The organism is Thermasporomyces composti (assembly GCF_003386795.1).
Classification (GTDB): domain Bacteria; phylum Actinomycetota; class Actinomycetes; order Propionibacteriales; family Actinopolymorphaceae; genus Thermasporomyces; species Thermasporomyces composti.
On record NZ_QTUC01000001.1, the window covers coordinates 3,948,566 to 3,971,446 of the forward strand.

13 protein-coding genes, 3 rRNA genes and 1 pseudogene are annotated in these 22,881 nt (G+C 67.4%); all 17 read left to right on the plus strand.

All coding sequences use genetic code 11. From position 1 onward, the window contains the following. Positions 1–167: 167 nt before the first annotated feature. The 17 genes and pseudogenes from DFJ64_RS17170 (at position 168) to DFJ64_RS17250 (ending at position 22,782) form a co-directional block, all read left to right on the plus strand. Positions 168–1,160, plus strand: coding sequence for an ABC transporter permease (locus DFJ64_RS17170; protein ID WP_115851363.1), 993 nt, complete (start codon positions 168–170; stop codon positions 1,158–1,160). Positions 1,161–1,172: 12 nt separating this feature from the next. Continuing rightward, on the plus strand, positions 1,173–2,339 hold the full coding sequence (locus DFJ64_RS17175; protein WP_115851364.1) for an ABC transporter permease: 1,167 nt from the start codon (positions 1,173–1,175) through the stop codon (positions 2,337–2,339). Positions 2,340–2,361: 22 nt separating this feature from the next. Next, entirely contained in the window at positions 2,362–4,650 is a 2,289-nt protein-coding gene (locus DFJ64_RS17180) for an ABC transporter ATP-binding protein (protein ID WP_115851365.1), read from the plus strand. Positions 4,651–4,738: 88 nt separating this feature from the next. After that, positions 4,739–5,770 (plus strand): N-acetyl-gamma-glutamyl-phosphate reductase, encoded by a 1,032-nt coding sequence (argC, locus tag DFJ64_RS17185; RefSeq protein WP_115851366.1) that lies wholly within the window; start codon positions 4,739–4,741, stop codon positions 5,768–5,770. Positions 5,771–5,869: 99 nt separating this feature from the next. Next, positions 5,870–7,027 carry a bifunctional glutamate N-acetyltransferase/amino-acid acetyltransferase ArgJ gene (gene argJ / locus DFJ64_RS17190; protein ID WP_115851367.1) on the plus strand — a complete coding sequence of 386 codons (1,158 nt, stop codon included), beginning with the start codon at positions 5,870–5,872 and terminating at the stop codon, positions 7,025–7,027. An 18-nt stretch (positions 7,028–7,045) separates the two neighbouring features. After that, entirely contained in the window at positions 7,046–7,966 is a 921-nt protein-coding gene (gene argB, locus DFJ64_RS17195) for an acetylglutamate kinase (RefSeq protein ID WP_115851368.1), read from the plus strand. Further along, positions 7,963–9,171: an acetylornithine transaminase gene (locus DFJ64_RS17200; RefSeq protein ID WP_115851369.1), complete on the plus strand. Its 1,209-nt coding sequence runs from the start codon at positions 7,963–7,965 to the stop codon at positions 9,169–9,171. Before argB ends, DFJ64_RS17200 begins: the two co-directional genes overlap by 4 nt. After that, positions 9,171–10,115: an ornithine carbamoyltransferase gene (gene argF, locus DFJ64_RS17205; RefSeq protein ID WP_115851370.1), complete on the plus strand. Its 945-nt coding sequence runs from the start codon at positions 9,171–9,173 to the stop codon at positions 10,113–10,115. The genes DFJ64_RS17200 and argF overlap by 1 nt, the downstream gene beginning before the upstream one ends. Next, positions 10,112–10,822 (plus strand): arginine repressor, encoded by a 711-nt coding sequence (locus DFJ64_RS17210; RefSeq protein ID WP_115851371.1) that lies wholly within the window; start codon positions 10,112–10,114, stop codon positions 10,820–10,822. The genes argF and DFJ64_RS17210 overlap by 4 nt, the downstream gene beginning before the upstream one ends. Before the next feature lie 24 nt (positions 10,823–10,846). Beyond that, positions 10,847–12,043, plus strand: a complete 1,197-nt coding sequence (locus tag DFJ64_RS17215; RefSeq protein WP_115851372.1) for an argininosuccinate synthase — start codon at positions 10,847–10,849, stop codon at positions 12,041–12,043. A gap of 65 nt (positions 12,044–12,108) precedes the next feature. Beyond that, a complete protein-coding gene (gene argH / locus DFJ64_RS17220) occupies positions 12,109–13,530 on the plus strand; it encodes an argininosuccinate lyase (RefSeq protein WP_211310648.1) in 1,422 nt (473 codons plus the stop codon). Continuing rightward, positions 13,527–14,102 (plus strand): annotated as a pseudogene (locus DFJ64_RS17225) (DNA-3-methyladenine glycosylase); the annotation flags it as partial. The gene argH and the pseudogene DFJ64_RS17225, both read left to right, overlap by 4 nt. Positions 14,103–14,275: 173 nt before the next feature. Then, complete coding sequence (tyrS, locus tag DFJ64_RS17230) at positions 14,276–15,544, plus strand: tyrosine--tRNA ligase (RefSeq protein WP_115852197.1); 1,269 nt, start codon at positions 14,276–14,278, stop codon at positions 15,542–15,544. Between the two features lie 787 nt (positions 15,545–16,331). Further along, positions 16,332–17,856 (plus strand): 16S ribosomal RNA (locus DFJ64_RS17235). Between the two features lie 367 nt (positions 17,857–18,223). Then, positions 18,224–21,369 (plus strand): 23S ribosomal RNA (locus tag DFJ64_RS17240). Positions 21,370–21,535: 166 nt separating this feature from the next. Beyond that, positions 21,536–21,652: ribosomal RNA gene (gene rrf / locus DFJ64_RS17245) — 5S ribosomal RNA — on the plus strand. The 16S, 23S and 5S rRNA genes sit together here, the layout of an rRNA operon. A 428-nt stretch (positions 21,653–22,080) precedes the next feature. Beyond that, positions 22,081–22,782, plus strand: a complete 702-nt coding sequence (locus tag DFJ64_RS17250) for a tetratricopeptide repeat protein (protein ID WP_245941199.1) — start codon at positions 22,081–22,083, stop codon at positions 22,780–22,782. Positions 22,783–22,881 lie beyond the last annotated feature (99 nt).

Below are 22,881 nucleotides of genomic sequence, written 5' to 3' on the forward strand. Positions count from 1 at the left end.
CGCGCCGCCGTCAAGGACGGCCTGCGGCCGCACCAGCTCAGCGGACCACGGCCACGCTCGCCCGAGCCGATCGCCTGGAGAGCGTCCGGCGTCCGACGACCTGGAGCGGTGGTGCGTCCAGTCGACCGAGGCAGGCCCTGTCACCGGGGAGCGAGGAGGTAGGGGTCGTGCTGTCCTATGTCGGCCGGCGGGTCCTGCTGATGATCCCGACGGTGTTCGTCATCTCGGTGGTCGCGTTCGCCATCATCCAGCTACCGCCCGGTGACTACCTGACGACCATCGTGTCGCAGCTGCAGGCACAGGGCGACCAGATCGACCAGGCGCAGCTGGAGGCCCTGTCCAAGCGCTACGGGCTCGACCAGCCCATCTACGTGCAGTACCTGAAGTGGATGGGCGCGATCATCATGGATCTGGACTTCGGGCAGTCGTTCGCCTGGAACAAGCCGGTCACCGACCTGCTCGCCGAGCGATTACCGTTCACCGTCATCCTCGCCGTGTCGACGCTGCTGTTCACGTGGGTGGTGGCGTTCCCGATCGGCGTCTACTCCGCGGTGCGGCAGTACTCGGTGGGCGACTACCTGGCCACCACGTTCGGCTTCCTGGGCCTGGCGATCCCGAACTTCCTCATCGCCTTGGTGCTGATGTACATCGGCATGACCTACTTCAACCAGAGCGTGGGTGGCCTGTTCTCCGAAGAGTTTCAGGACGCCGCCTGGAACCTGGGCAAGGTGCTCGACCTGCTGGCTCACCTCTGGGTGCCGATTGTCGTGCTGGGGACCGCCGGCACCGCCGGTCTCATCCGGGTGCTGCGGGCCAACCTGCTCGACGAGCTCCACAAGCCGTACGTCATCGCGGCCCGAGCGCGCGGCCTGCCTGAGCGGCGGCTCACGGTCAAGTACCCCCTGCGGACCGCGTTGATCCCGTTCGTCTCTACGGTCGGCTGGGTCCTCCCCGGCTTGTTCTCCGGCGAGGTCATCGTGTCGCAGGTGCTCAACTTGCCGACCACCGGTCCGCTGCTCCTGGACGCGCTGAAGAGCCAGGACATGTACCTCGCCGGCTCGATCATCCTCATCGTGAGCGTGCTCACGGTGATCGGGACGTTGATCTCGGACCTCCTGCTGGCCTGGCTCGATCCCCGGGTCCGACTCGGCTACCGGTAGGTGGGAGCAGACATGACACAGCTACTGTCCCCTCGGGAGCAGCCCGAGGCTCGGCCGCCGGTCGAGGATGACGCCGTCGCGACGAGCACGAGCGAGAGCGCCGTCGCGGTCGCGCCGCAGTGGAAGCTGGTCTGGTGGGGGTTCAAGCGGCACCGGCTCGCGGTGACCGGGGGTATCGTCACCCTCCTGGTCTACTTCATGGCCATCTTCGCGGAGTTCCTCGCTCCGTACTCCAGCAGCCACTACGACCCCGAGTACGCCTACGCACCACCACAGCGGCTGCACTTCGTCGACGACGGCGACTGGGGGCTCTACGTCTACGGCTACACGTCCGAGCAGGACCCGGAGACGCTCGAGCTGACCTGGAGCGTCGACGAGAGCCAGAAGGTGCCGGTCAAGCTCTTCGCGAGGGGTGAGGAGTACAAGCTCTTCGGTCTCATCCCGAGCGACATTCACCTGATCGGACCGGCGGACCCCGACGGCCCGCCGATGTACCTCCTGGGCGCCGACCGGAACGGACACGACCTCCTGTCGCGCATCATCCACGGGGCGCGCGTCTCCATGTCGATCGGCTTGGTCGGCGTGGCGGTGGCGTTCGTCCTCGGCATCGTGCTGGGTGGCATCTCCGGGTACTTCGGTGGTGTCGTCGACCTGGTCATCCAGCGGGCGGTCGAGTTCTTCATGTCGATCCCGACGCTGCCGTTGTGGCTCGGACTGGCGGCGGCGGTCCCGCCCGGTTGGGGTCCGTTGCGGCGTTACTTCGCGGTCACGGTCATCCTGTCGCTGATCGCGTGGACGGACCTGGCACGGGTGGTGCGGGGTCGCTTCCTCTCACTGCGAGAGGAGGACTTCGTCACGGCGGCCGAGGTCGACGGTGCCAGCCAGCCGCGCATCATCTTCCGTCACATGTTGCCGTCGTTCACCAGCCACCTCATCGCCTCGCTCACCCTGTCCATCCCCGGCATGATCCTGGCGGAGACGTCGCTGTCGTTCCTCGGCCTCGGGCTCCAGGCGCCGGTGGTGAGCTGGGGAGTGCTGCTCCAAGAGGCTCAGCAGATTCGGGTCGTGGCCACCGCGCCGTGGCTGATGCTTCCAGGCGTCATGGTCGTGGTGACCGTCTTGTCGTTGAACTTCCTGGGCGACGGGCTTCGTGACGCGGCCGACCCGTACAAGCACTAGCGACCCGCTTGCGAGGAGACCCATGAATCAGATCCAGCGATCTCGGGAGATCATCGAAGGCGGCGGTCGCACGCGCGAGGAGTCGCGGCCGAGTCACCAGGCGTCGGCGTCGTCCGACGTCGATGACACCGACGTGCTGCTGCGCATCAGGAACCTCCACACCCACTTCAGCACCCACGAGGGTCTGGTGAAGGCGGTCGACGGGGTCAGCTTGGAGGTGCCCCAAGGCAAGACGGTGTGTGTGGTGGGTGAGTCTGGCTGCGGCAAGTCGGTCACCGCCCGGTCCATCCTGCAGCTGGTGGAGCGTCCAGGCCGGATCGTCGACGGAAGCATCGAGTGGCGTCCCGACTTGGACAGCGAGTGGGTGGACCTCGCCAAGCTCGACCCGCGTGGTGATCGGATGCGGAGGATTCGCGGGTCCGAGATCGGCATGGTCTTCCAGGAGCCGATGGCCTCGCTGTCGCCCATGTACACCGTCGGCGCCCAGCTGACCGAGGCGATCCTGCTGCACGAGAAGGTGTCGCAGGAGGAGGCTCGTGAACGGGCGATCAACCAGCTGCGCCGCGTCGGCATCCCGCAGCCGGAACGTCGCATCGACGCCTACCCGTTCCAGCTCTCCGGCGGCATGTGCCAGCGGGTGATGATCGCGATCGCGCTGGCGTGCGACCCGGCGCTGTTGATCGCCGACGAGCCCACGACGGCACTGGACGTGACGACCCAGGCGCGCATCCTCGACCTGCTCCAGGACCTGCAGGACCAGACGGGCATGTCGATGGTCTTCATCACCCACGACCTCGGCGTCGTCGCCGAGATCGCGGACGAGGTCACGGTGATGTACCTCGGTCGGGTCGCCGAGCACGGAACCGTGGAGCAGATCTTCGAAGACCCCAAGCACCCGTACACCCAGGCCTTGCTGCGGTCGATCCCGACGATGCGCGGGTCGAACAAGCGTCGTCGACTGTCCACGATCCGCGGCATGGTCCCGCATCCGCAGAACCGGCCGGAAGGCTGCCCGTTCCACACCCGGTGCGACCACGCCATCCCCGGTCTGTGCGAGCAGACGAGCCCGCCGCTCATCGACTTCGGGGCCAACCACCAGGCCCAGTGCCACCTCTACGACGCCGATGGCGCGTTGAGAAGCGACGTCGCGGTCGCCACAGGGCGTGCGGCGGACGTGCCGGCGGACGCCGCCGCGGTCGATGGGGGCGCGGCGCGGTCGAGCACCACCGTCACACCTCGGGAACGTCCGGAGCGTGTCTTTGACGACGACACACCACCTCTGGTCGAGGTGCGCGACCTCGCGATGCACTTCCCCATCCGACGCAGCGCGTTCGGCCGGACGACGGGTGTGATCCGCGCTGTCGACGGGGTGAGCTTCGCCATCCGGGAAGGGGAGACGCTCGGCCTGGTGGGGGAGTCTGGCTGCGGCAAGACGACCGTGGGCCGCTGTCTGGCCCGCGTGCTGCAGCCGACGTCCGGGCACATCTACTACCGCACCAAGGACGGACGGGTCGTGGATCTCGCCGGGATGCGCAAGCGCGAGCTGGCGCCGTTCCGCCGGGAGATCCGGGTGGTGTTCCAGGACCCCTACTCGTCGCTGAACCCGCGTATGACGCTGCTCCAGCTGGTCGGCGAGCCGCTGAAGACGAACGAGCTGGCGTCCGGCTCGGAGATCGAGGACCGGGTGGCCGAGATGCTGCGCCGGGTCGGCCTGCGCCCGGAGTACATGCACCGGTATCCGCACGCGTTCTCCGGAGGCGAGCGTCAGCGAATCAACATCGCGCGGGCGCTCATCACCGAGCCGCGTCTGGTGATCGCGGACGAGGCCGTCTCAGCTCTCGACGTGTCGGTGCGGGCGCAGATCCTCAACCTCTTGGCGGATCTGCAGGACGAGTACAACCTGACGTACTTGTTCATCTCGCACGACCTGTCGGTGGTGGAGCACCTGTGTGACCGCGTGACGGTCATGTACCTCGGCTCGATCGTGGAGACGGCCGAGACCGGCGCGCTGTACTCGGCGCCGCGCCACCCGTACACCGAGGCGCTCCTCAACGCGGTGCCGCTGCCGGACCCGAGAAATCGCCGCAACCGGCACGAGCACAGCCTTCCCGACGATCTTCCCGATCCCGCCAATCCGCCCGCCGGCTGCCTGTTCCACACGCGGTGCCCGCATGTCCAGCCGGAGACGTGTGAGGCGACGAGGCCCGAGCTGCGGCGCGTTGGCGTCGACCGGCTGGCGGCGTGCCACTTCTCCGAGCAGCTGACGCTGGCCGGGGCGAAGATCGTCACCCGGGAGAGCTCGCCGACCTGAGCCGGAGCGCGTGACACGACGCCACCCTCAGTTTGCATGAGATTGCGATGTACGGCATACTCATGCAAGTCTTGAGGGAGGACGTGCCATGGGACTGACGGCCGCGGTGGCCGGTGCCAGCGGATACGCCGGCGGGGAGCTCCTGCGGATCCTGCTCCAGCATCCTGAGGTTGAGGTGGGTGCGCTCACCGCTGGGAGCAACGCGGGAACCCGACTGGGCGAGCACCATCCGCACCTGGTGCCCCTCGCCGACCGAGTGCTCGCGGACACCAGCGTCGAGTCCCTCGCCGGGCACGACGTGGTGTTCCTGGCGCTCCCGCACGGCCAGTCCGCGGCTCTGGCGGCCGGCCTCCCCGAGACCACGCTGGTCATCGACTGCGGCGCGGACTTTCGGCTGGAAGACCCAGCCGCGTGGCAGAAGTGGTACGGCGGGGAACACGCCGGCACGTGGCCGTACGGGCTTCCGGAGCTTCCGGGCCAGCGCGCGGCACTGCGTGGCGCGCGTCGCATCGCCGTGCCGGGCTGCTACCCGACCGTGGTCAGCCTCGCGTTGGTGCCGGCCCTGGCTGCTGACCTCGTCGAGCCGGATGACCTCGTCGTCGTCGCGGCGTCCGGCACCTCGGGAGCGGGAAGGAGCCTCAAACCCCACCTGCTTGCCAGCGAGGTGATGGGGTCGACGTCCGCCTACTCCGTGGGTGGCGTGCACCGCCACGTCCCGGAGATCGAGCAGAACCTCCGACGCGTGGCCTCCGGACCCCTCCGCGTGTCGTTCACCCCGCTGTTGGTTCCCATGCCGCGCGGCATCTTGGCCACCTGCACGGCACGGGTGAAGCCAGGAGTCGACGCGGCACGCGCGCGCGCCGCGTACGCCGAGGCCTGGGCGGACGAGCCGTTCCTCCAGCTCCTCCCGGAAGGCACCTGGCCGACCACAGCGTCGACGATCGGCTCCAACTCGGTGCACGCGCAGGTCGCGGTCGACGAGCGCGCCGGCCGGTTGGTCGTCGTCGCGGCGATCGACAACCTCACCAAGGGGACAGCTGGTGGAGCCGTCCAGTGCATGAACCTCGCGCTGGGGCTGCCGGAGCAGACCGGCCTCACCGCGACCGGGCTCGCACCGTGAGTGGGCCGGCGTCGTGACCACCCCCGACTGTGCGCTGTCCCATCGTCCACCTGGCGCCTGGCGCCTCCCACGTCCCGACCACCTCGCAGGGGAGAGATCGTGAGTGTCACGACTCCGAAGGGCTTCCGCGCCACGGGTGTCGCCGCGGGCCTGAAGTCCGACGGTCAGCTCGACCTCGCCTTGGTCGTCAACGACGGCCCGAGCGACGTCGCCGCGGCGGTCTTCACCACCAACCGGTGCAAGGCGAACCCCGTCCTGTGGAGCGAGCGGGTCTGCGCTGACGGCCGGGCGCGCGCGGTCGTGCTCAACTCCGGCGGCGCCAACTGCTACACCGGTCCCGAGGGATTCCAGACCACGCACGCGACCGCTGAGGAGGTCGCCACCAAGCTCGGGATCGGCGCCATCGACGTCGTGGTCTGCTCGACCGGGTTGATCGGCGAGCAGCTCCCGCGTGACGCGGTGCTCGCCGGTGTGGCGAAGGCGGTCGACCAGCTGTCGCCTGACGGCGGAGACCTCGCGGCGACCGCGATCATGACCACCGACACCCGGTCGAAGCAAGCGGCCTACGTGGGCGACGGCTGGTCCGTGGGCGGCATGGCCAAGGGTGCCGGCATGCTCGCCCCCGCGCTCGCGACGATGCTCGTGGTGCTCACCACCGACGCGGCGGTCGACCACGAGACCGCCGACCAGGCGCTGCGCGCCGCGACGAGGGTCACCTTCGACCGGCTGGACTCCGACGGGTGCATGTCCACCAACGACACGGTGGTGCTGATGGCCAGCGGGGCGTCCGGGGTCACACCGTCAACGGAGGATTTCGCCGCCGCCGTCCGCCAGGTCTGCCACGATCTCGCCCAGCAGCTTCTCGCCGACGCCGAGGGCTCCGAGCACGACATCGCGATCGAGGTCATCCACGCGGCCAGTGAGGACGACGCGGTCGAGGTCGGTCGCGCGATCGCGCGCAGCAACCTGTTCAAGACCGCCGTCTTCGGCAAGGACCCCAACTGGGGACGCATCCTGGCCGCGGTCGGCACCACGAAGGCCGCCTTCGACCCGACCACTCTCGACGTGGCGTTCAACGGCGTGTGGGTCTGCCGCGACGGCGGCAGTGGCGAGGCGGAGCCTCGCGAACGGGTCGACCTCTCCGACCGCAAGGTGACCGTGACGGTCGACCTCAAGGCGGGAGAGAGCTCGGCGACCATCTGGACCAACGACCTCACGCACGCCTACGTCCACGAGAACTCCGCCTACTCGACCTGAGCCGAAAGCGTCCGATCCATGAGCACCGTGAACAGACCAGACCACGCGGTCGCGCAGGAGAAGGCCGCCACCCTCATCGAGGCGCTGCCGTGGCTGGAGCGCTTCCACAACGCGATCGTGGTCATCAAGTACGGCGGCAACGCGATGACCGACAAGGAGCTCCAGCGCGCGTTCGCCGAGGACATCGTCTTCTTGCGGTACGCGGGTCTGCGCCCGGTCGTCGTGCACGGAGGCGGTCCCCAGATCAACGAGATGCTCTCCCGCCTCGGCATCCCGACCGAGTTCCGTGGCGGCTTGCGGGTGACGACACCCGAGGCGATGGAGGTCGTCCGGATGGTGCTGGTCGGCCAGGTCGGACGGGAGCTCGTCGGTCTCGTCAACTCGCACGGACCTTTCGCGGTCGGGCTCTCCGGCGAGGACGCGGGGCTGTTCACGGCCGAGCGTCGAACCGCGACGGTCGAGGGAACCCCGGTCGACATCGGCTTGGTCGGCGACGTGGTGTCGGTACGGCCGGAGGCTGTGCGCGACCTCATCGACGCTGGCCGCATTCCCGTGGTGTCGAGTGTCGCGCCGGACGCCGAGGGTCTAGTGCACAACGTCAACGCGGACACCGCGGCGGCCGCGCTCGCCGTCGCGCTCGGCGCGCGCAAGCTCGTCATCCTCACCGATGTCGAAGGGCTCTACCGCGACTGGCCGAACAGCACCGAGGTGATCAGCTCGCTCACCGCGGACGAGCTGCGTGAGATGCTCCCGACGCTGAGCTCCGGCATGGTGCCCAAGATGGAGGCGTGCCTGCGGGCGGTGGATGGCGGCGTCCCGCAAGCGCACGTGATCGACGGGCGAGTGGCGCACTCACTGCTGCTGGAGATCTTCACCGACGCTGGTATCGGCACGATGGTGCTGCCCGCGCGGCAGGAAGCGGAAAAGGAGAACTCGTGAGCCTGTGGCCGCAGTACGACAAGTGGGCCGACCGGTTCACCCGGGCGCTCATGCCGACCTACGGCGTTCCACCGGTGGCCTTGGCCCGCGGCGAGGGCTGCACCGTGTGGGACGTCGACGGCAACGCCTACCTCGACTTCATCGCCGGGATCGCGGTGTCCTCGCTCGGGCACGCCCATCCCGCGGTGGTCCGGGCGGTCTCGGAGCAGGTGGCGACGATCGCCCACACCTCGAACCTGTTCATCCACCAGCCGGAGGTCCTGCTCGCGGAGAGGCTCCTCGACCTGCTTGGCCACGACGGCCGGGTCTTCTTCACCAACAGCGGGACGGAGGCGAACGAAGCGGCGCTCAAGCTGGTCCGCCGACACGCCGCGAGCAGGGGAGCAACCTACGTGGTCGCCGCCGAGCACGGCTTCCACGGCCGCACGATGGGGGCGCTGGCGCTCACCGGGAAGGCGGCGATCCGCGAGCCGTTCGGGCCGTTCGGGATCGACGTGCGCTTCGTGCCGTACGGTGACGTCGCCGCCCTGCGCGACGCGGTGACCGACACCTGCGCGGCCGTGTTCCTCGAGCCCGTCCAAGGGGAGGCGGGCGTCGTGCCGCCGCCACCTGGCTACCTCGCCGCGGCAAGGGAGGTCTGCGACGCCACGGGCGCGGTGCTGGTCCTGGACGAGGTGCAAAGCGGGATCGGACGCACGGGTGCGTGGTTCGCGCACCAACGAGAGGGCGTGGTCCCCGACGTCCTCACCCTCGCCAAAGGCCTTGGCGGCGGCCTACCGATCGGCGCGTGCATCGGGCTCGGGAGGTTCGGTCAGGTCTTCGGGACCGGCGACCACGGCTCCACGTTCGGCGGCAACCCCGTCGCCTGCGCTGCCGCGCTCGCCGTCCTCGACACCATCGACAAGGAGGACTTGCTCGCGCATGTGACGAAGGTCGGGGAGCAGCTCGCCGACGGGATCGCCGCGATCCAGCACCCTCTCCTCGCGGGAGTCCGCGGCGTCGGCCTGTGGCGAGCCGTGCAGCTCACCCAGCCGGTGGCCGCGCGAGTGCAGGCCGCCGCGAAGGACGCCGGTTTCCTCGTCAACGCCGTGCAACCGGACGCCGTCCGGCTCGCTCCTCCGCTCATCGTCACAGCCGACGAGGTGCGGCGCCTCGTGGAAGCCCTGCCCGCCATTCTCGACGGCGCACTGGTGAAGGAGTCCTGATGGTCCGGCACTTCCTGCGTGATGACGACCTGACTCCCGAGGAGCAGGCGCGGATCCTCAACCTGGCGGATCAGCTGAAGAAGGACCGCTTCGCCGCGCGCCCGCTGGAGGGTCCCCGAGTCGTGGCGATCCTGTTCGACAAGCCGACCTTGCGGACGCAGACGTCGTTCGCGGTGGGGATCGCCGAGCTGGGTGGGCACCCGATGGTCGTCGACGCCAGGCTCGCCCAGGTGGGGGTGCGGGAGTCGATCGCCGACACCGCGCGCGTGCTCGGACGGCAGGTCGCCGCGATCGTGTGGCGGACCTACGGCCAGGAGCGGATCGAGGAGATGGCGGCGCACGCGGGTGTTCCCGTGGTCAACGCGCTGACCGATCAGTTCCACCCCTGCCAGGTGCTGGCCGACCTGCAGACGATCCGGGAGCACAAGGGTCGCCTCGCGGGTCTGCGCTTCTGCTACCTCGGCGACGGCGCCAACAACATGGCGCACTCCTACCTGCTGGGCGGAGCGCTCGCGGGCATGCACGTGCGGATCGGGACGCCCGAGGGCTATGACCCGGATCCCGCCGTGGTCGCGCGGGCGACGGAGATCGCCGCGACGACAGGCGGCTCGATCGAGGTGCTGCGCGATCCCCACCGGGCGGTCGCCGACGCCGACGTGGTCTCGACCGACACGTGGGTGTCGATGGGACTGGAGGACGAGGCCAGCGAGCGGGAGCAACGGTTCGTCCCCTACGCGGTGACCGAGGAGATGCTGGCGGAGGCGGACTCCGACGCGATCGTGTTGCACTGCCTTCCCGCGTACCGAGGCAAGGAGATCGCCGCCGAGGTGATCGACGGCCCGCGCAGCGTCGTCTGGGACGAGGCGGAGAACCGCTTGCACGCCCAGAAGGCTCTGCTGACTTGGCTGCTGGAGCAGTCCGAGGCGGAGGTGACCCGACCATGACACGTGGGCAGGCGATGACACGTGGTCAGGCGGGACCGCGGCTGCCGGCCACCAAGACGGCCCGTCAGCAGTACATCGTCGAGGTCCTGTCGCGGCACGCCGTGCGCAGCCAGTCCGAGCTGGCGGAGCGGCTCGCCGAGGCGGGCATCGCGGTGACCCAGGCGACGTTGTCCCGCGACCTCGACGAGCTGGGCGCCGTGCGGGTCCGCAACGCCGAGGGTGTCCTGGTCTACGCGCTGCCGGGCGAGGGTGGCGACCGCACCCCACGCGCGGTGCCCCACGAGCCGACCGCCGTGGAGAGCCGGCTCGCAAAGGTGTGCGGCGAGCTGCTGGTGTCGGCCGTGGCGTCGGCGAACCTCGTCGTGGTCCGCACCCCACCGGGGGCGGCGCAGTTCTTCGCCTCGGCCCTCGACCACGCCGAGCTGGCCGACGTTCTCGGTACCGTGGCCGGGGACGACACCGTGTTGGTCGTGGCCCGGGACCCCGCCGGCGGCGACGCGGTGGCCGACCAGCTGCTCAGCCTGGCTCGCCGGAACCGACCCAAGACGCGGCTGGCCGACACCCCGGAGCCGCGAACCGCGCGAGCTGGGCGCTCGCCAGCAACCGGCGACGACACGTCCGCCCCTGACGAGGCCGCCCCCAACGAATCCGGCAGCCCGCACGATTCCAGCGCTAACGAACCCAGCACCGACAGCCCTACCGCCTGACCGACGTACGAAGGAGTCACAACCATGACCGAGCGCGTGGTGCTCGCCTATTCGGGAGGTCTCGACACCTCCGTGGCCATCGGCTGGATCGCCGACCAGACCGGAGCAGAGGTGATCGCCTGCGCGGTCGACGTCGGCCAGGGTGGTGAGGATCTCGAGACGATCCGCAAGCGGGCGCTGGCCTGCGGTGCCGTCGAGGCGGTCGTCGTCGACGCCAAGGACGAGTTCGCCGAGGACTACTGCATGCCCGCCCTCGCGGCCAACGCCCTCTACATGGATCGCTACCCCCTCGTGTCGGCGCTGTCCCGGCCGCTGATCGTCAAGCACCTCGTGGCCACCGCGAAGGAGCACGGCGCGAGCGTCGTGGCGCACGGCTGCACGGGCAAGGGCAACGACCAGGTGCGCTTCGAGGTGGGCGTCGGCGCGTTGGCCCCCGACTTGAAGGTGCTCGCGCCCGTCCGTGACTTCGCCTGGACGAGGGAGAAGGCGATCGCCTACGCCGAGGAGCACGGCCTGCCGATCGACGTCACGAAGAAGTCGCCGTTCTCCATCGACCAGAACGTGTGGGGTCGCGCGATCGAGACCGGCTTCCTCGAGGACTTGTGGAACGCGCCGACCGAGGAGATCTACTCCTACACGCAGGATCCGAGCGTCCCGCGGGAGCCGGACGAGGTGATCGTGACGTTCGAACGTGGCCGCCCGGTCAAGATCGACGGCCACCCGGTCACTCCGCTCCAGGCCATCCAGCAGCTCAACCGGCGCGCCGGAGCGCAGGGAGTCGGTCGGCTCGACATGGTCGAGGACCGGCTGGTCGGCATCAAGAGCCGGGAAGTCTACGAGGCTCCGGGGGCGATCGCGCTGATCACGGCGCACCAGGAGCTGGAGAACGTCACGGTGGAGCGGGACCTCGCGCGCTTCAAGCGGCAGGTCGAGCAGCGCTGGGCCGAGCTGGTCTACGACGGCTTGTGGTACTCGCCGCTCAAGCGGGCGCTCGACAGCTTCATCACCACCTCGCAGGAGCACGTCACGGGCGATATCCGGATGGTGCTGCACGGCGGCCGTGCGGTGGTGACCGGCCGGCGGTCGGAGTCGTCGCTGTACGACTTCAACCTCGCCACGTACGACGAGGGCGACGCGTTCGACCAGTCCCTGGCGCGTGGCTTCGTCGAGCTGTGGGGCTTGCCCAGCAAGATCGCCGCCAAGCGTGACCTGCGGGCCTGACCCTTGGCGCGGGCGAGGGAACGGCGCAGCCGGACGACAGTGGTCGACGCGACGGAAGGACCAGGGTGAGCGACGAGCAGCAGCCGGCGACCCGCCTGTGGGGTGGTCGCTTCGCCAGCGGCCCGGCTGAGGCCGTGGCGGCGTTGTCGAGGTCAGTGCAGTTCGACTGGCGATTGGCGCCGTACGACATCAGGCAGACCGGCGCGCACGCGCGGGTGCTCCACCGCGCCGGTCTGCTCACCGACGACGAGCTGGCCCGCGTCGAGCAGGCCCTGGAGGAGCTCGCGCGGGCGGTCGTCGCGGGCGAGGTCGTGCCCGCGCCGGAGGACGAGGACGTCCACACCGCCGTCGAGCGTGAGCTGCTGGCCAGGCTCGGCCCGCTCGGTGGCAAGCTGCGCGCCGGCCGTAGCCGCAACGACCAGGTGGCCACCGACTTCCGTCTTTACCTGCGCGACCAAGCCCGCGGGATCGCCGCCGACGTCGTCGCGTTGCAGCTGGCGTTGCTCGACCAAGCCGAACGCCACGTCGACACCCCGGCGCCGGGGTTCACCCACCTCCAGCACGCCCAGCCGGTGTCGTTCGGCCACGAGCTGGCCAAGCACGTCCACGCCCTGGCCCGTGACCTCGACCGGTTTCGCGACTGGGACGCCCGCGCCGCCGTCTCGCCGCTCGGCGCCGGAGCGCTGGCGGGGTCGTCGCTGCCGCTCGACCCGGAGGCGGTGGCCGTGGAGCTCGGGTTCGACCGGGCCGCGGCCAACTCGATCGATGCGGTGTCCGACCGGGACTTCGTGGCCGAGTTCCTGTTCTGCGCGGCGATGCTCGGCGTGCACCTGTCCCGGCTGGGGGAGGAGTACTGCCTGTGGGCGTCGACGGAGTTCGGCTGGGTGCGGCTGGATGACGCCTACGCCACCGGCTCCTCGATCATGCCGCAGAAGAAGAACCCCGACGTGGCGGAGTTGGTGCGCGGCAAGGCGGGGCGGCTCATCGGGCACTTGACGGGTCTGCTCGCCACGTTGAAAGGACTGCCGTTCGCCTACAACCGCGATCTGCAGGAAGACAAGGAGCCTGTCTTCGACGCGGTGGAACAGCTCCGCCTCGTCCTGCCCGCCTTGACAGGGATGGTGGCGACCAGCACCTTCGACGTCGAGCGCATGGCGGCCGCCGCACCGTTGGGCTTCGCCCTCGCGACCGACGTCGCGGAGTGGCTCGTCCGGCGGGGGGTGCCGTTCCGCGAGGCGCACGAGATCGCCGGCGTCTGCGTCCAGGAGTGCGAGAAGCGCGGGATCGACCTTGCCGAGCTCTCGGACGATGACCTTCGGGCGATCTCCCCGCACCTCTCTCCGGAGGTACGCGCCGTGCTCTCGGTCTCGGGAGCCCTGGCCTCGCGGTCAGCGCTGGGCGGCACCGCGCCGGAGCGGGTCCGGGAGCAGCTGCGGGCCCTCCGCGAGCGAGTCCGGGAGGACCAGGAGTGGGCCAGCGCGCGATGACCGACCCTCGGGAGCTCCTCGACCGGCCGGTGCTCGAGGCCGCGCCGCTCCTGCTCGGTCAGATCATCGAACGCGAGACGCCGGAGGGAATCGTCGCCGTCCGCCTCACCGAGGTCGAGGCGTATGACGGCGAGAGCGACCCCGGCTCCCACGCCTACCGGGGACGGACGCCTCGGAACGAGGTCATGTTCGGCCCACCGGGGCACGTCTACGTCTACTTCACCTACGGCATGCACTGGTGCATGAACCTCGTCTGTGGGGTCGAAGGCCGAGCGAGTGCGGTGCTCCTGCGCGCCGGCGAAGTCATCGCTGGCGTGGAGCTCGCCCGGGCTCGTCGTCCCACCGCTCGGTCGCTGCGTGACCTCGCCCGCGGACCGGCCCGGCTGGCCCAGGCGCTCGCCGCCGACCGAAGCTGCAACGGGCTCGACGCGTGTGATCCCGCGTCTCCTCTGCGGCTGCGGCTTGGGACGCGGCCACCTCGCTCCCGCATCATGCGCGGGCCGCGGGTAGGACTCGCCAATGGCGCGGATCGGCCGTGGCGATTCTGGATCGACGGCGAGCCAACCGTCTCGCCCTACCGGCCGTACACCCCACGACGACGGGCTTCCTCGAGGAAGGCCTCCTCGACCGAGGCTGGTCCGGTTTCGAGATCCGATGGCGGCTCGGGCACTCTTGGGGAAGGATCCGCTGGCTGACCGGCTGGACTGTCCCGGTCGGCCGCCGATGTCATGGGAAGGAACCTGTGGTGATCGACATCCTGGACGAGTTGCACTGGCGGGGCATGGTCGCCCACTCCACGGACGAGGCCGCCCTCCGATCCGCGCTCACCTCCGGATCGATCACCTATTACGCCGGGTTCGACCCGTCCGCCCCGAGTCTGCAGCTCGGCAACCTCGTGCTCTTGGTGACCGCACGCCGGCTCCAGCTCGCCGGCCACCGGCCCATCATCCTGGTGGGTGGTTCGACCGGGCTCATCGGCGATCCGAAGCCGGACGCCGAGCGCACGTTGCGCGACCCCGAGGTGGTGGCGGGCTGGGTCGAGAAGATCAAGGAGCAGGTCCGCCCCTTCGTGTCGTTCGAGGGGAAGAACAGCGCGATCGTCGTCAACAACCTGGACTGGACCGCGCCGCTCAGCGCGTTGGAGTTCCTGCGTGACATCGGGCGGCACTTCCGGGTCAACAAGATGATCCAGAAGGAGGCGGTCAGCGCCCGGCTGAACTCCGAGATCGGTATCGGTTACACCGAGTTCAGCTACCAGATCCTGCAGGCCTACGACTACCTCGAGCTCTACCGCCGGTACGGCTGTGTGCTCCAGATCGGCGGCTCCGACCAGTGGGGCAACATCACCGGTGGCATCGAGCTCATCCGTCGGGTCACGGGTGCGACGGTGCACGGTCTGGCCACCCCTCTGCTGACCGACGCCGAGGGGCGCAAACTGGGGAAGACCGAGGGCGGCGCGGTGTACTTGTCGGCCGAGCTGACCTCGCCGTACGCCTTCTACCAGTACCTGTACAACGTCCCGGACGCGGACGTGGGCACCTACCTCCGCGCGTTCAGCTTCCGCTCCCGGGAAGAGATCGAGGAGCTGGAGAAGGCGACGGCCGAGCGACCCGCTGCCCGCGAGGCGCAGCGGGCGCTCGCGGAGGAGCTCACCACGCTGGTCCACGGCGCGGACGAGTGCGCGCGGGTGGTAGCGGCGTCGCGGGCGTTGTTCGGCCGCGCCGAGCTGCGGGACATCGACGAGCGCACGCTCGCCGCCGCGCTGCACGAGGCGCCCCACATCCAGGTGCCTGCCGGTGACGGGTTGCCTCCCGTGGTGGACCTGCTGACGAGCGTGGGGCTGACGCCGAGCAAGTCGGCTGCCCGGCGGGCCATCCAGGAGGGTGGGATCAGCCTCAACAACGTCCGGGTCACCGATGTCGAGGCGGTGCCGACGTCGGCTGACCTGCTCCACAACCGCTTCCTCGTCCTGCGTCGCGGGCGCCGACACGTGGCCGGTGTCGAGATCGTCTGAGCGGGAAGCGAGCCCGTCAGGGGAGGGCGGAGACCCTCGGGGGCGAGGGCTGTCGCGGGGCCGAGGCGGCGCCCGTCGGCGTCCCTCGAGACGGCGCCGTCACGACGGTGCCGATGACGGTCCTGAGGACGCCTTCGGTGCCGGGCGCCACGGACGCGGGGCCCACCAGCCGCGCGGGCTTGACTCCGGCAGGCGCCGTGCGTATGGTCCCAAGTCGCCTCGGGCGGCGGGCGCACGGCGCCACCGACCGCGGCGGCCCCGCCTCCGTGGTGTGCGGGTGACTCCGCCCTCATGGGGCGGGGGCGGGAGCCGGACCCACCCCCGGTTCGTCCGGACTGGAACGGGTCCGGTATGGTTGAAGCCGTCCGATGCGGGACGCCGCGAGGCGGCCGGCGGACGAATCCCGACGTGATCAGCCGATCTGGCTGGCTTGCGTCAAGCGTCGGGACGAAGCTCCACTGCAACCGTGTCAACCAGCTCGGTGGCTGATTGACGTGGTTGGGTGGGGTGGGTAGTGTTGGTGGTTGGCCCTGCTTCTGGGTGGCTGCTGTGTGTGGTGGTTGCCTGGGGGTGTGGGTTTGATTCTTGAGAACTCAACAGCGTGCCTGTTAGCCGATGTGTAGTTTTTGGCCCTCGCAGCGCCGCGGCCTCGTGTGGGGTTGTGGTGTTGTGGTGGTTCCTTTGGGTGGATGACCCTGTGTTGGGGTTGTTTGCCTGCTGGGATCGTTAGGGCTTTCTGTCTTGGGCTGCTGCCTGCCTTTGTGGTGGGTGGTGGTCTGTTGGTTTTTGGACGGAGAGTTTGATCCTGGCTCAGGACGAACGCTGGCGGCGTGCTTAACACATGCAAGTCGTGCGGAAAGGCCCCTTCGGGGGTACTCGAGCGGCGAACGGGTGAGTAACACGTGAGTAACCTGCCCCTAGCTCTGGGATAAGCCTGGGAAACTGGGTCTAATACCGGATATGACTTCTGCCCGCATGGGTGGGGGTGGAAAGGTCTTTGACCGGCTAGGGATGGGCTCGCGGCCTATCAGCTTGTTGGTGGGGTAATGGCCTACCAAGGCTGTGACGGGTAGCCGGCCTGAGAGGGCGACCGGCCACACTGGGACTGAGACACGGCCCAGACTCCTACGGGAGGCAGCAGTGGGGAATCTTGCGCAATGGGCGAAAGCCTGACGCAGCAACGCCGCGTGAGGGATGACGGCCTTCGGGTTGTAAACCTCTTTCAGCGGGGACGAAGCGAGAGTGACGGTACCCGCAGAAGAAGCGCCGGCCAACTACGTGCCAGCAGCCGCGGTAATACGTAGGGCGCGAGCGTTGTCCGGAATTATTGGGCGTAAAGGGCTCGTAGGCGGTGTGTCACGTCGAAAGTGAAAATCCGGAGCTTAACTCCGGACCTGCTTTCGATACGGGCACACTAGAGGTAGGCAGGGGAGAGTGGAATTCCTGGTGTAGCGGTGGAATGCGCAGATATCAGGAGGAACACCGGTGGCGAAGGCGGCTCTCTGGGCCTTACCTGACGCTGAGGAGCGAAAGCGTGGGGAGCGAACAGGATTAGATACCCTGGTAGTCCACGCCGTAAACGTTGGGCGCTAGGTGTGGGGGATTTTCCACGTCCTCCGTGCCGTAGCTAACGCATTAAGCGCCCCGCCTGGGGAGTACGGCCGCAAGGCTAAAACTCAAAGGAATTGACGGGGGCCCGCACAAGCGGCGGAGCATGTTGCTTAATTCGAGGCAACGCGAAGAACCTTACCTGGGCTTGACATGCAGGGAAAAGCCGTAGAGATACGGTGTCCTTCGGGGCCCTGCACAGGTGGTGCATGGCTGTCGTCAGCTCGTGTCGTGAGATGTTGGGTTAAGTCCCGCAACGAGCGCAACCCCCGTCCTATGTTGCCAGCGGGTAATGCCGGGTACTCATAGGAGACTGCCGGGGTCAACTCGGAGGAAGGTGGGGATGAGGTCAAGTCATCATGCCCCTTATGCCCAGGGCTGCAAACATGCTACAATGGCCGGTACAATGGGCTGCTAAACCGTGAGGTGGAGCGAATCCCAAAAAGCCGGCCTCAGTTCGGATCGGGGTCTGCAACTCGACCCCGTGAAGTCGGAGTCGCTAGTAATCGCGGATCAGCAACGCCGCGGTGAATACGTTCCCGGGCCTTGTACACACCGCCCGTCAAGTCATGAAAGTCGGCAACACCCGAAGCCGGTGACCCAACCCCTTTTTGGGGAGGGAGCCGTCGAAGGTGGGGCTGGCGATTAGGACTAAGTCGTAACAAGGTAGCCGTACCGGAAGGTGCGGCTGGATCACCTCCTTTCTAAGGAGCAGTTGTCCCGCCCCTGTGTTTGGTGTGGGGGTTGGGGCTCGCCCTGCCTGGTTGTGGGTGGGGTGGTGCTCGATGGTGTGGAACGTCGGCTGAAGGCGCTCGGCTGGTTTGGTGTCATGTCCTAGTACTGCCCTGCTGTGTGTGGGGTGTGGAACGGGTGGCGCTGGGCTGGTTGGGTGTCGTGGCACGCTGTTGGGTCCTGAGGGATCAAGCCCACGTGTGGGGTTTGGTTCTGCGGGCCGCTCTGGTTGCCGCGCGACCATTGCCGCTGTTGGTGGTGGTTGTGTGGTGGCGGGTGGGGTGGTTTCCGCTTGTGTTTTGAGAACTGCACAGTGGATGCGAGCATCGTGATCGCCGAGGACAAGTTAGTAAGGGCACTCGGTGGATGCCTTGGCACCAGAAGCCGATGAAGGACGTGGGAGCCTGCGATAAGCCCCGGGGAGCTGGCAACCGAGCGTTGATCCGGGGATGTCCGAATGGGGAAACCCGGCTGGGGTCATGCCCAGTCACCGGCGCCTGAACACATAGGGCGTTCGGAGGGAACGCGGGGAAGTGAAACATCTCAGTACCCGCAGGAAGAGAAAACAACCGTGATTCCGTGAGTAGTGGTGAGCGAAAGCGGAAGAGGCTAAACCGTGCAGGTGGTAAAGCTGGCAGGCGTTGCCTGTGCGGGGTTGTGGGGCCGTCCAGCTGGGGCTGCCAACCCGGCAGGGAGTGAGAAACCGTTGCTGAAGTCGAAAGGTCTGGAAAGGCCTGGCGGAGAGGGTGACACCCCCGTAGACGTAAGGCAGCGGCTCCCGGACGTGTCCCCAAGTAGCACGGGACCCCGGAAATCCCGTGTGAATCTGGCGGGACCACCCGCTAAGCCTAAATACTCTCTGGTGACCGATAGTGAACCAGTACCGTGAGGGAAAGGTGAAAAGTACCCCGGGAGGGGAGTGAAATAGTTCCTGAAACCGGGTGCCTACAAACCGTCGGAGCGGCTGGCTCTCCTTGTGGGGGTTGGCTGTGACGGCGTGCCTTTTGAAGAATGAGCCTGCGAGTTAGCGGCATGTGGCGAGGTTAACCCGTGAGGGGGAGCCGTAGCGAAAGCGAGTCTGAAGAGGGCGTTGAGTCGCATGTCCTAGACCCGAAGCGGGGTGATCTACCCATGGGCAGGGTGAAGCGCGGGTAAGACCGCGTGGAGGCCCGAACCCACCGGCGTTGAAAAGCCGGGGGATGACCTGTGGGTAGGGGTGAAAGGCCAATCAAACTCCGTGATAGCTGGTTCTCCCCGAAATGCATTTTGGTGCAGCGTCACGTGTTTCCTGCCGGAGGTAGAGCACTGGATGGCCTAGGGGGCCCACAAGCTTACCGAAGTCAGCCAAACTCCGAATGCCGGTAGGTGAGAGCGTGGCAGTGAGACTACGGGGGATAAGCTTCGTAGTCGAGAGGGAAACAGCCCGGACCACCAGCTAAGGCCCCTAAGCGTCCGCTAAGTGGAAAAGGATGTGGAGTTGCTTAGACAGCCAGGAGGTTGGCTTAGAAGCAGCCATCCTTTAAAGAGTGCGTAATAGCTCACTGGTCGAGTGATTCTGCGCCGACAATGTAGCGGGGCTCAAGCGGACCGCCGAAGCTGTGGCATTCGCACGTGAACCTGGCCCTTCGGGGTTGGGTGTGCGGATGGGTAGGGGAGCGTCGTGTGGCGTGTGAAGCGGCGGGGTGACCCAGCCGTGGATGCCACACGAGTGAGAATGCAGGCATGAGTAGCGAAAGAGGGGTGAGAAACCCCTCCGCCGGATGACCAAGGGTTCCAGGGCCAGGCTAATCCGCCCTGGGTAAGTCGGGACCTAAGGCGAGGCCGACAGGCGTAGTCGATGGACAACGGGTTGATATTCCCGTACCGGTCTTGCCGCGCCCATGTCGAATCCGGTGATGCTAAGCGCCCGGCCCCGCGCTGGTCCTTCGGGACTGGTGGTGGGTGTCCGCGCGTGACCCGATCCGGTAGTAGGCAAGCGATGGGGTGACGCAGAAGGGTAGCTCTACGCGGCGATGGTAGGCCCTTTCGGGCTGAACCGCGGGCAAGGGTGTAGGGCGAGGCGTAGGCAAATCCGCGCCTCATACAAGCCTGAGACCTGATGCCGAGCCGATTGAGGCGAAGTGAGTGATCCCATGCTGCCGAGAAAAACCTCTAGCGAGTGGCAAGGCCGCCCGTACCCGAAACCGACACAGGTGGTCAGGTAGAGAATACCAAGGCGATCGGGCGAACCGTGGTTAAGGAACTCGGCAAATTGCCCCCGTAACTTCGGGAGAAGGGGGGCCGGATCCGTGACGGAACTTGCTTCCTGAGCGGTGAAGGTCGCAGAGACCAGGCCCAAGCGACTGTTTACTAAAAACACAGGTCCGTGCGAAGTCGCAAGACGATGTATACGGACTGACGCCTGCCCGGTGCTGGAACGTTAAGGGGACGAGTTAGCTGACCCTTCGGGGTTGGCGAAGCTCTGAACTTAAGCGCCAGTAAACGGCGGTGGTAACTATAACCATCCTAAGGTAGCGAAATTCCTTGTCGGGTAAGTTCCGACCTGCACGAATGGCGTAACGACTTGGGCGCTGTCTCAACCACGGACCCGGCGAAATTGCACTACGAGTAAAGATGCTCGTTACGCGCAGCAGGACGGAAAGACCCCGGGACCTTTACTACAGCTTGGTATTGGCGGTCGGTTCGGCTTGTGTAGGATAGGTGGGAGACTGTGAAGCCTGGACGCCAGTTCAGGTGGAGTCGCCGTTGAAATACCACTCTGGTCGTACTGGCTGTCTAACCTCGGTCCGTTATCCGGATCAGGGACAGTGCCTGGCGGGTAGTTTAACTGGGGCGGTTGCCTCCTAAAAGGTAACGGAGGCGCCCAAAGGTTCCCTCAGCCTGGTTGGCAATCAGGTGTTGAGTGTAAGTGCACAAGGGAGCTTGACTGTGAGACCGGCGGGTCGAGCAGGGACGAAAGTCGGGACTAGTGATCTCGCGGTGGCATGTGGAAGCGCCGTGACTCAACGGATAAAAGGTACCCCGGGGATAACAGGCTGATCTTGCCCAAGAGTCCATATCGACGGCATGGTTTGGCACCTCGATGTCGGCTCGTCGCATCCTGGGGCCGGAGCAGGTCCCAAGGGTTGGGCTGTTCGCCCATTAAAGCGGTACGCGAGCTGGGTTTAGAACGTCGTGAGACAGTTCGGTCCCTATCCGCTGCGCGCGTAGGAGACTTGAGAAGGGCTGTCCCTAGTACGAGAGGACCGGGACGGACGAACCTCTGGTGTGCCAGTTGTCCCGCCAGGGGCACGGCTGGTTAGCCACGTTCGGAAGTGATAACCGCTGAAGGCATCTAAGCGGGAAGCACGCTTCAAGATGAGGTCTCCCACCGGGTCAACCGGGTAAGGCCCCCAGCAGACTACTGGGTTGATAGGCCAGAAGTGGAAGCGAGGACTAGCGACTCGTGAAGCTGACTGGTACTAATAGGCCGAGGGCTTGTCCTCTAACACACGTATGCTCGTATTCCACTGTGCGGTTCTGGAAACACAAGCCACCACCCCCGCACACACCCCCCAGGGTTAGGGGTGGGCGGCTCGGGTTGTGACAACAGAACAACGAGCCCACCCGGGACCGTGAGCATTTCCTAGGTTTTTGAAGGGTGTGGGTTGTCTCGGTGGTCATAGCGGAGGGGAAACACCCGGTCCCATTCCGAACCCGGAAGTTAAGCCCTCCAGCGCCGATGGTACTGCAGGGGAGGCCCTGTGGGAGAGTAGGACACTGCCGGACAACCACAACACGTGAAGCGAGGTGTGGGAGAAGGCCACCACCGAGTGGTTCTCCCGCACCTCGCTTTTTCTTGTCCGGACTCTCGCTCGACTCCGCGTTTCCGGGAGGGCGTCTTTTTTCCGTTCCAGGGCGGGTGTTGGGCCTGTCCGTCTCGGGGGTGTTTGGCAGGGATGCGCCCTTCCGCGGTTGGACGCCCGGGTGGGAGCTCGCTCAGGGACGTGGCTAGGTTTACAGCGGGACCGGCCGGAAGGGACACGATGAGCGAGAACGCGGGGCACGCTGGAGGCGAGAGCGACGGCAGGCAGGGTCAGCCGTGGCGAGGGCGAAGCCGGCCCAAGCGGGATAGGGCTCGCCATCCATCCCGGCCCCGGGACGGGCGCCGTCGACCCCGGCCCACCCGAGACTCCGGTCGAGAGACCACCCGGCCGTTGGGGGAGCGAGCGCACGGGACGCCGGAGCCAGATGTACCGGAGGAGATCACCGGTCACGAGCTCGATCCAGCCGTGCGGCGCGAGCTCGGCACGCTCGCCAAGCCCACTGCGGTACGGGTGGCACGTCACCTCGTCGCCGCGGGCCAGCTGCTCGAGGACGACCCCGAGCTCGCGCTGGAGCACGCGCAGGCAGCCCGCCGAGCGGCCCCCCGGCTGGGTGTGGTCCGGGAAGCCTGCGGCCTTGCCGCGTACCAGGCTGGACGGTATGACCTCGCACTCGCCGAGCTACGGGCGGCACGACGGATGACAGGCTCGGTCGAGTACGTGCCGGTCATGGCGGACTGTGAGCGAGGGCTGGGGCGTCCCGAGCGTGCGCTCGACCTCGTCGCAAGCGTCGACCGCGCCACGCTCGACCTGGCCACGCGGATCGAACTGCTCATCGTCGAGGCGGGCGCCCGGCGCGACCTGGGGCAGCTCGCGGCCGCGCTCACCGTCTTGGACGTTCCCGAGCTGCGCATGAGGAGCGCCCACCCAGCGATCGCGCGCCTTCGCTACGCGTACGCCGACACGCTCACTCAGCTGGGGCGGCGCAAGGAGGCGGCGAGCTGGTTCGCGCGAGCCGCTGAAGCCGACCTCGAGGGTGAGACCGATGCGGAGGAGCGTTACGCGGCTCTGGTCTCGGAGATGGATGTGTCCTGACGCCAGGGCGGGGGAGCTCGATCCACAACGCTGAGGATCGGTGCGCAGCGGTCAGTCCAGGTCGGCGGTCGGTGACGTGCGTTCGGTTGGGGGAGATGA

Excerpts from the sequence above, each read along its gene's own strand:
- DFJ64_RS17175 (WP_115851364.1), top strand. The coding sequence starts at position 1,173 with ATGACACAGCTACTGTCCCCTCGGGAGCAGCCCGAGGCTCGGCCGCCG.
- DFJ64_RS17180 (WP_115851365.1), top strand. The coding sequence starts at position 2,362 with ATGAATCAGATCCAGCGATCTCGGGAGATCATCGAAGGCGGCGGTCGC.
- argC (WP_115851366.1), top strand. The coding sequence starts at position 4,739 with ATGGGACTGACGGCCGCGGTGGCCGGTGCCAGCGGATACGCCGGCGGG.
- argB (WP_115851368.1), top strand. The coding sequence starts at position 7,046 with ATGAGCACCGTGAACAGACCAGACCACGCGGTCGCGCAGGAGAAGGCC.
- argF (WP_115851370.1), top strand. The coding sequence starts at position 9,171 with ATGGTCCGGCACTTCCTGCGTGATGACGACCTGACTCCCGAGGAGCAG.
- DFJ64_RS17210 (WP_115851371.1), top strand. The coding sequence starts at position 10,112 with ATGACACGTGGGCAGGCGATGACACGTGGTCAGGCGGGACCGCGGCTG.
- DFJ64_RS17215 (WP_115851372.1), top strand. The coding sequence starts at position 10,847 with ATGACCGAGCGCGTGGTGCTCGCCTATTCGGGAGGTCTCGACACCTCC.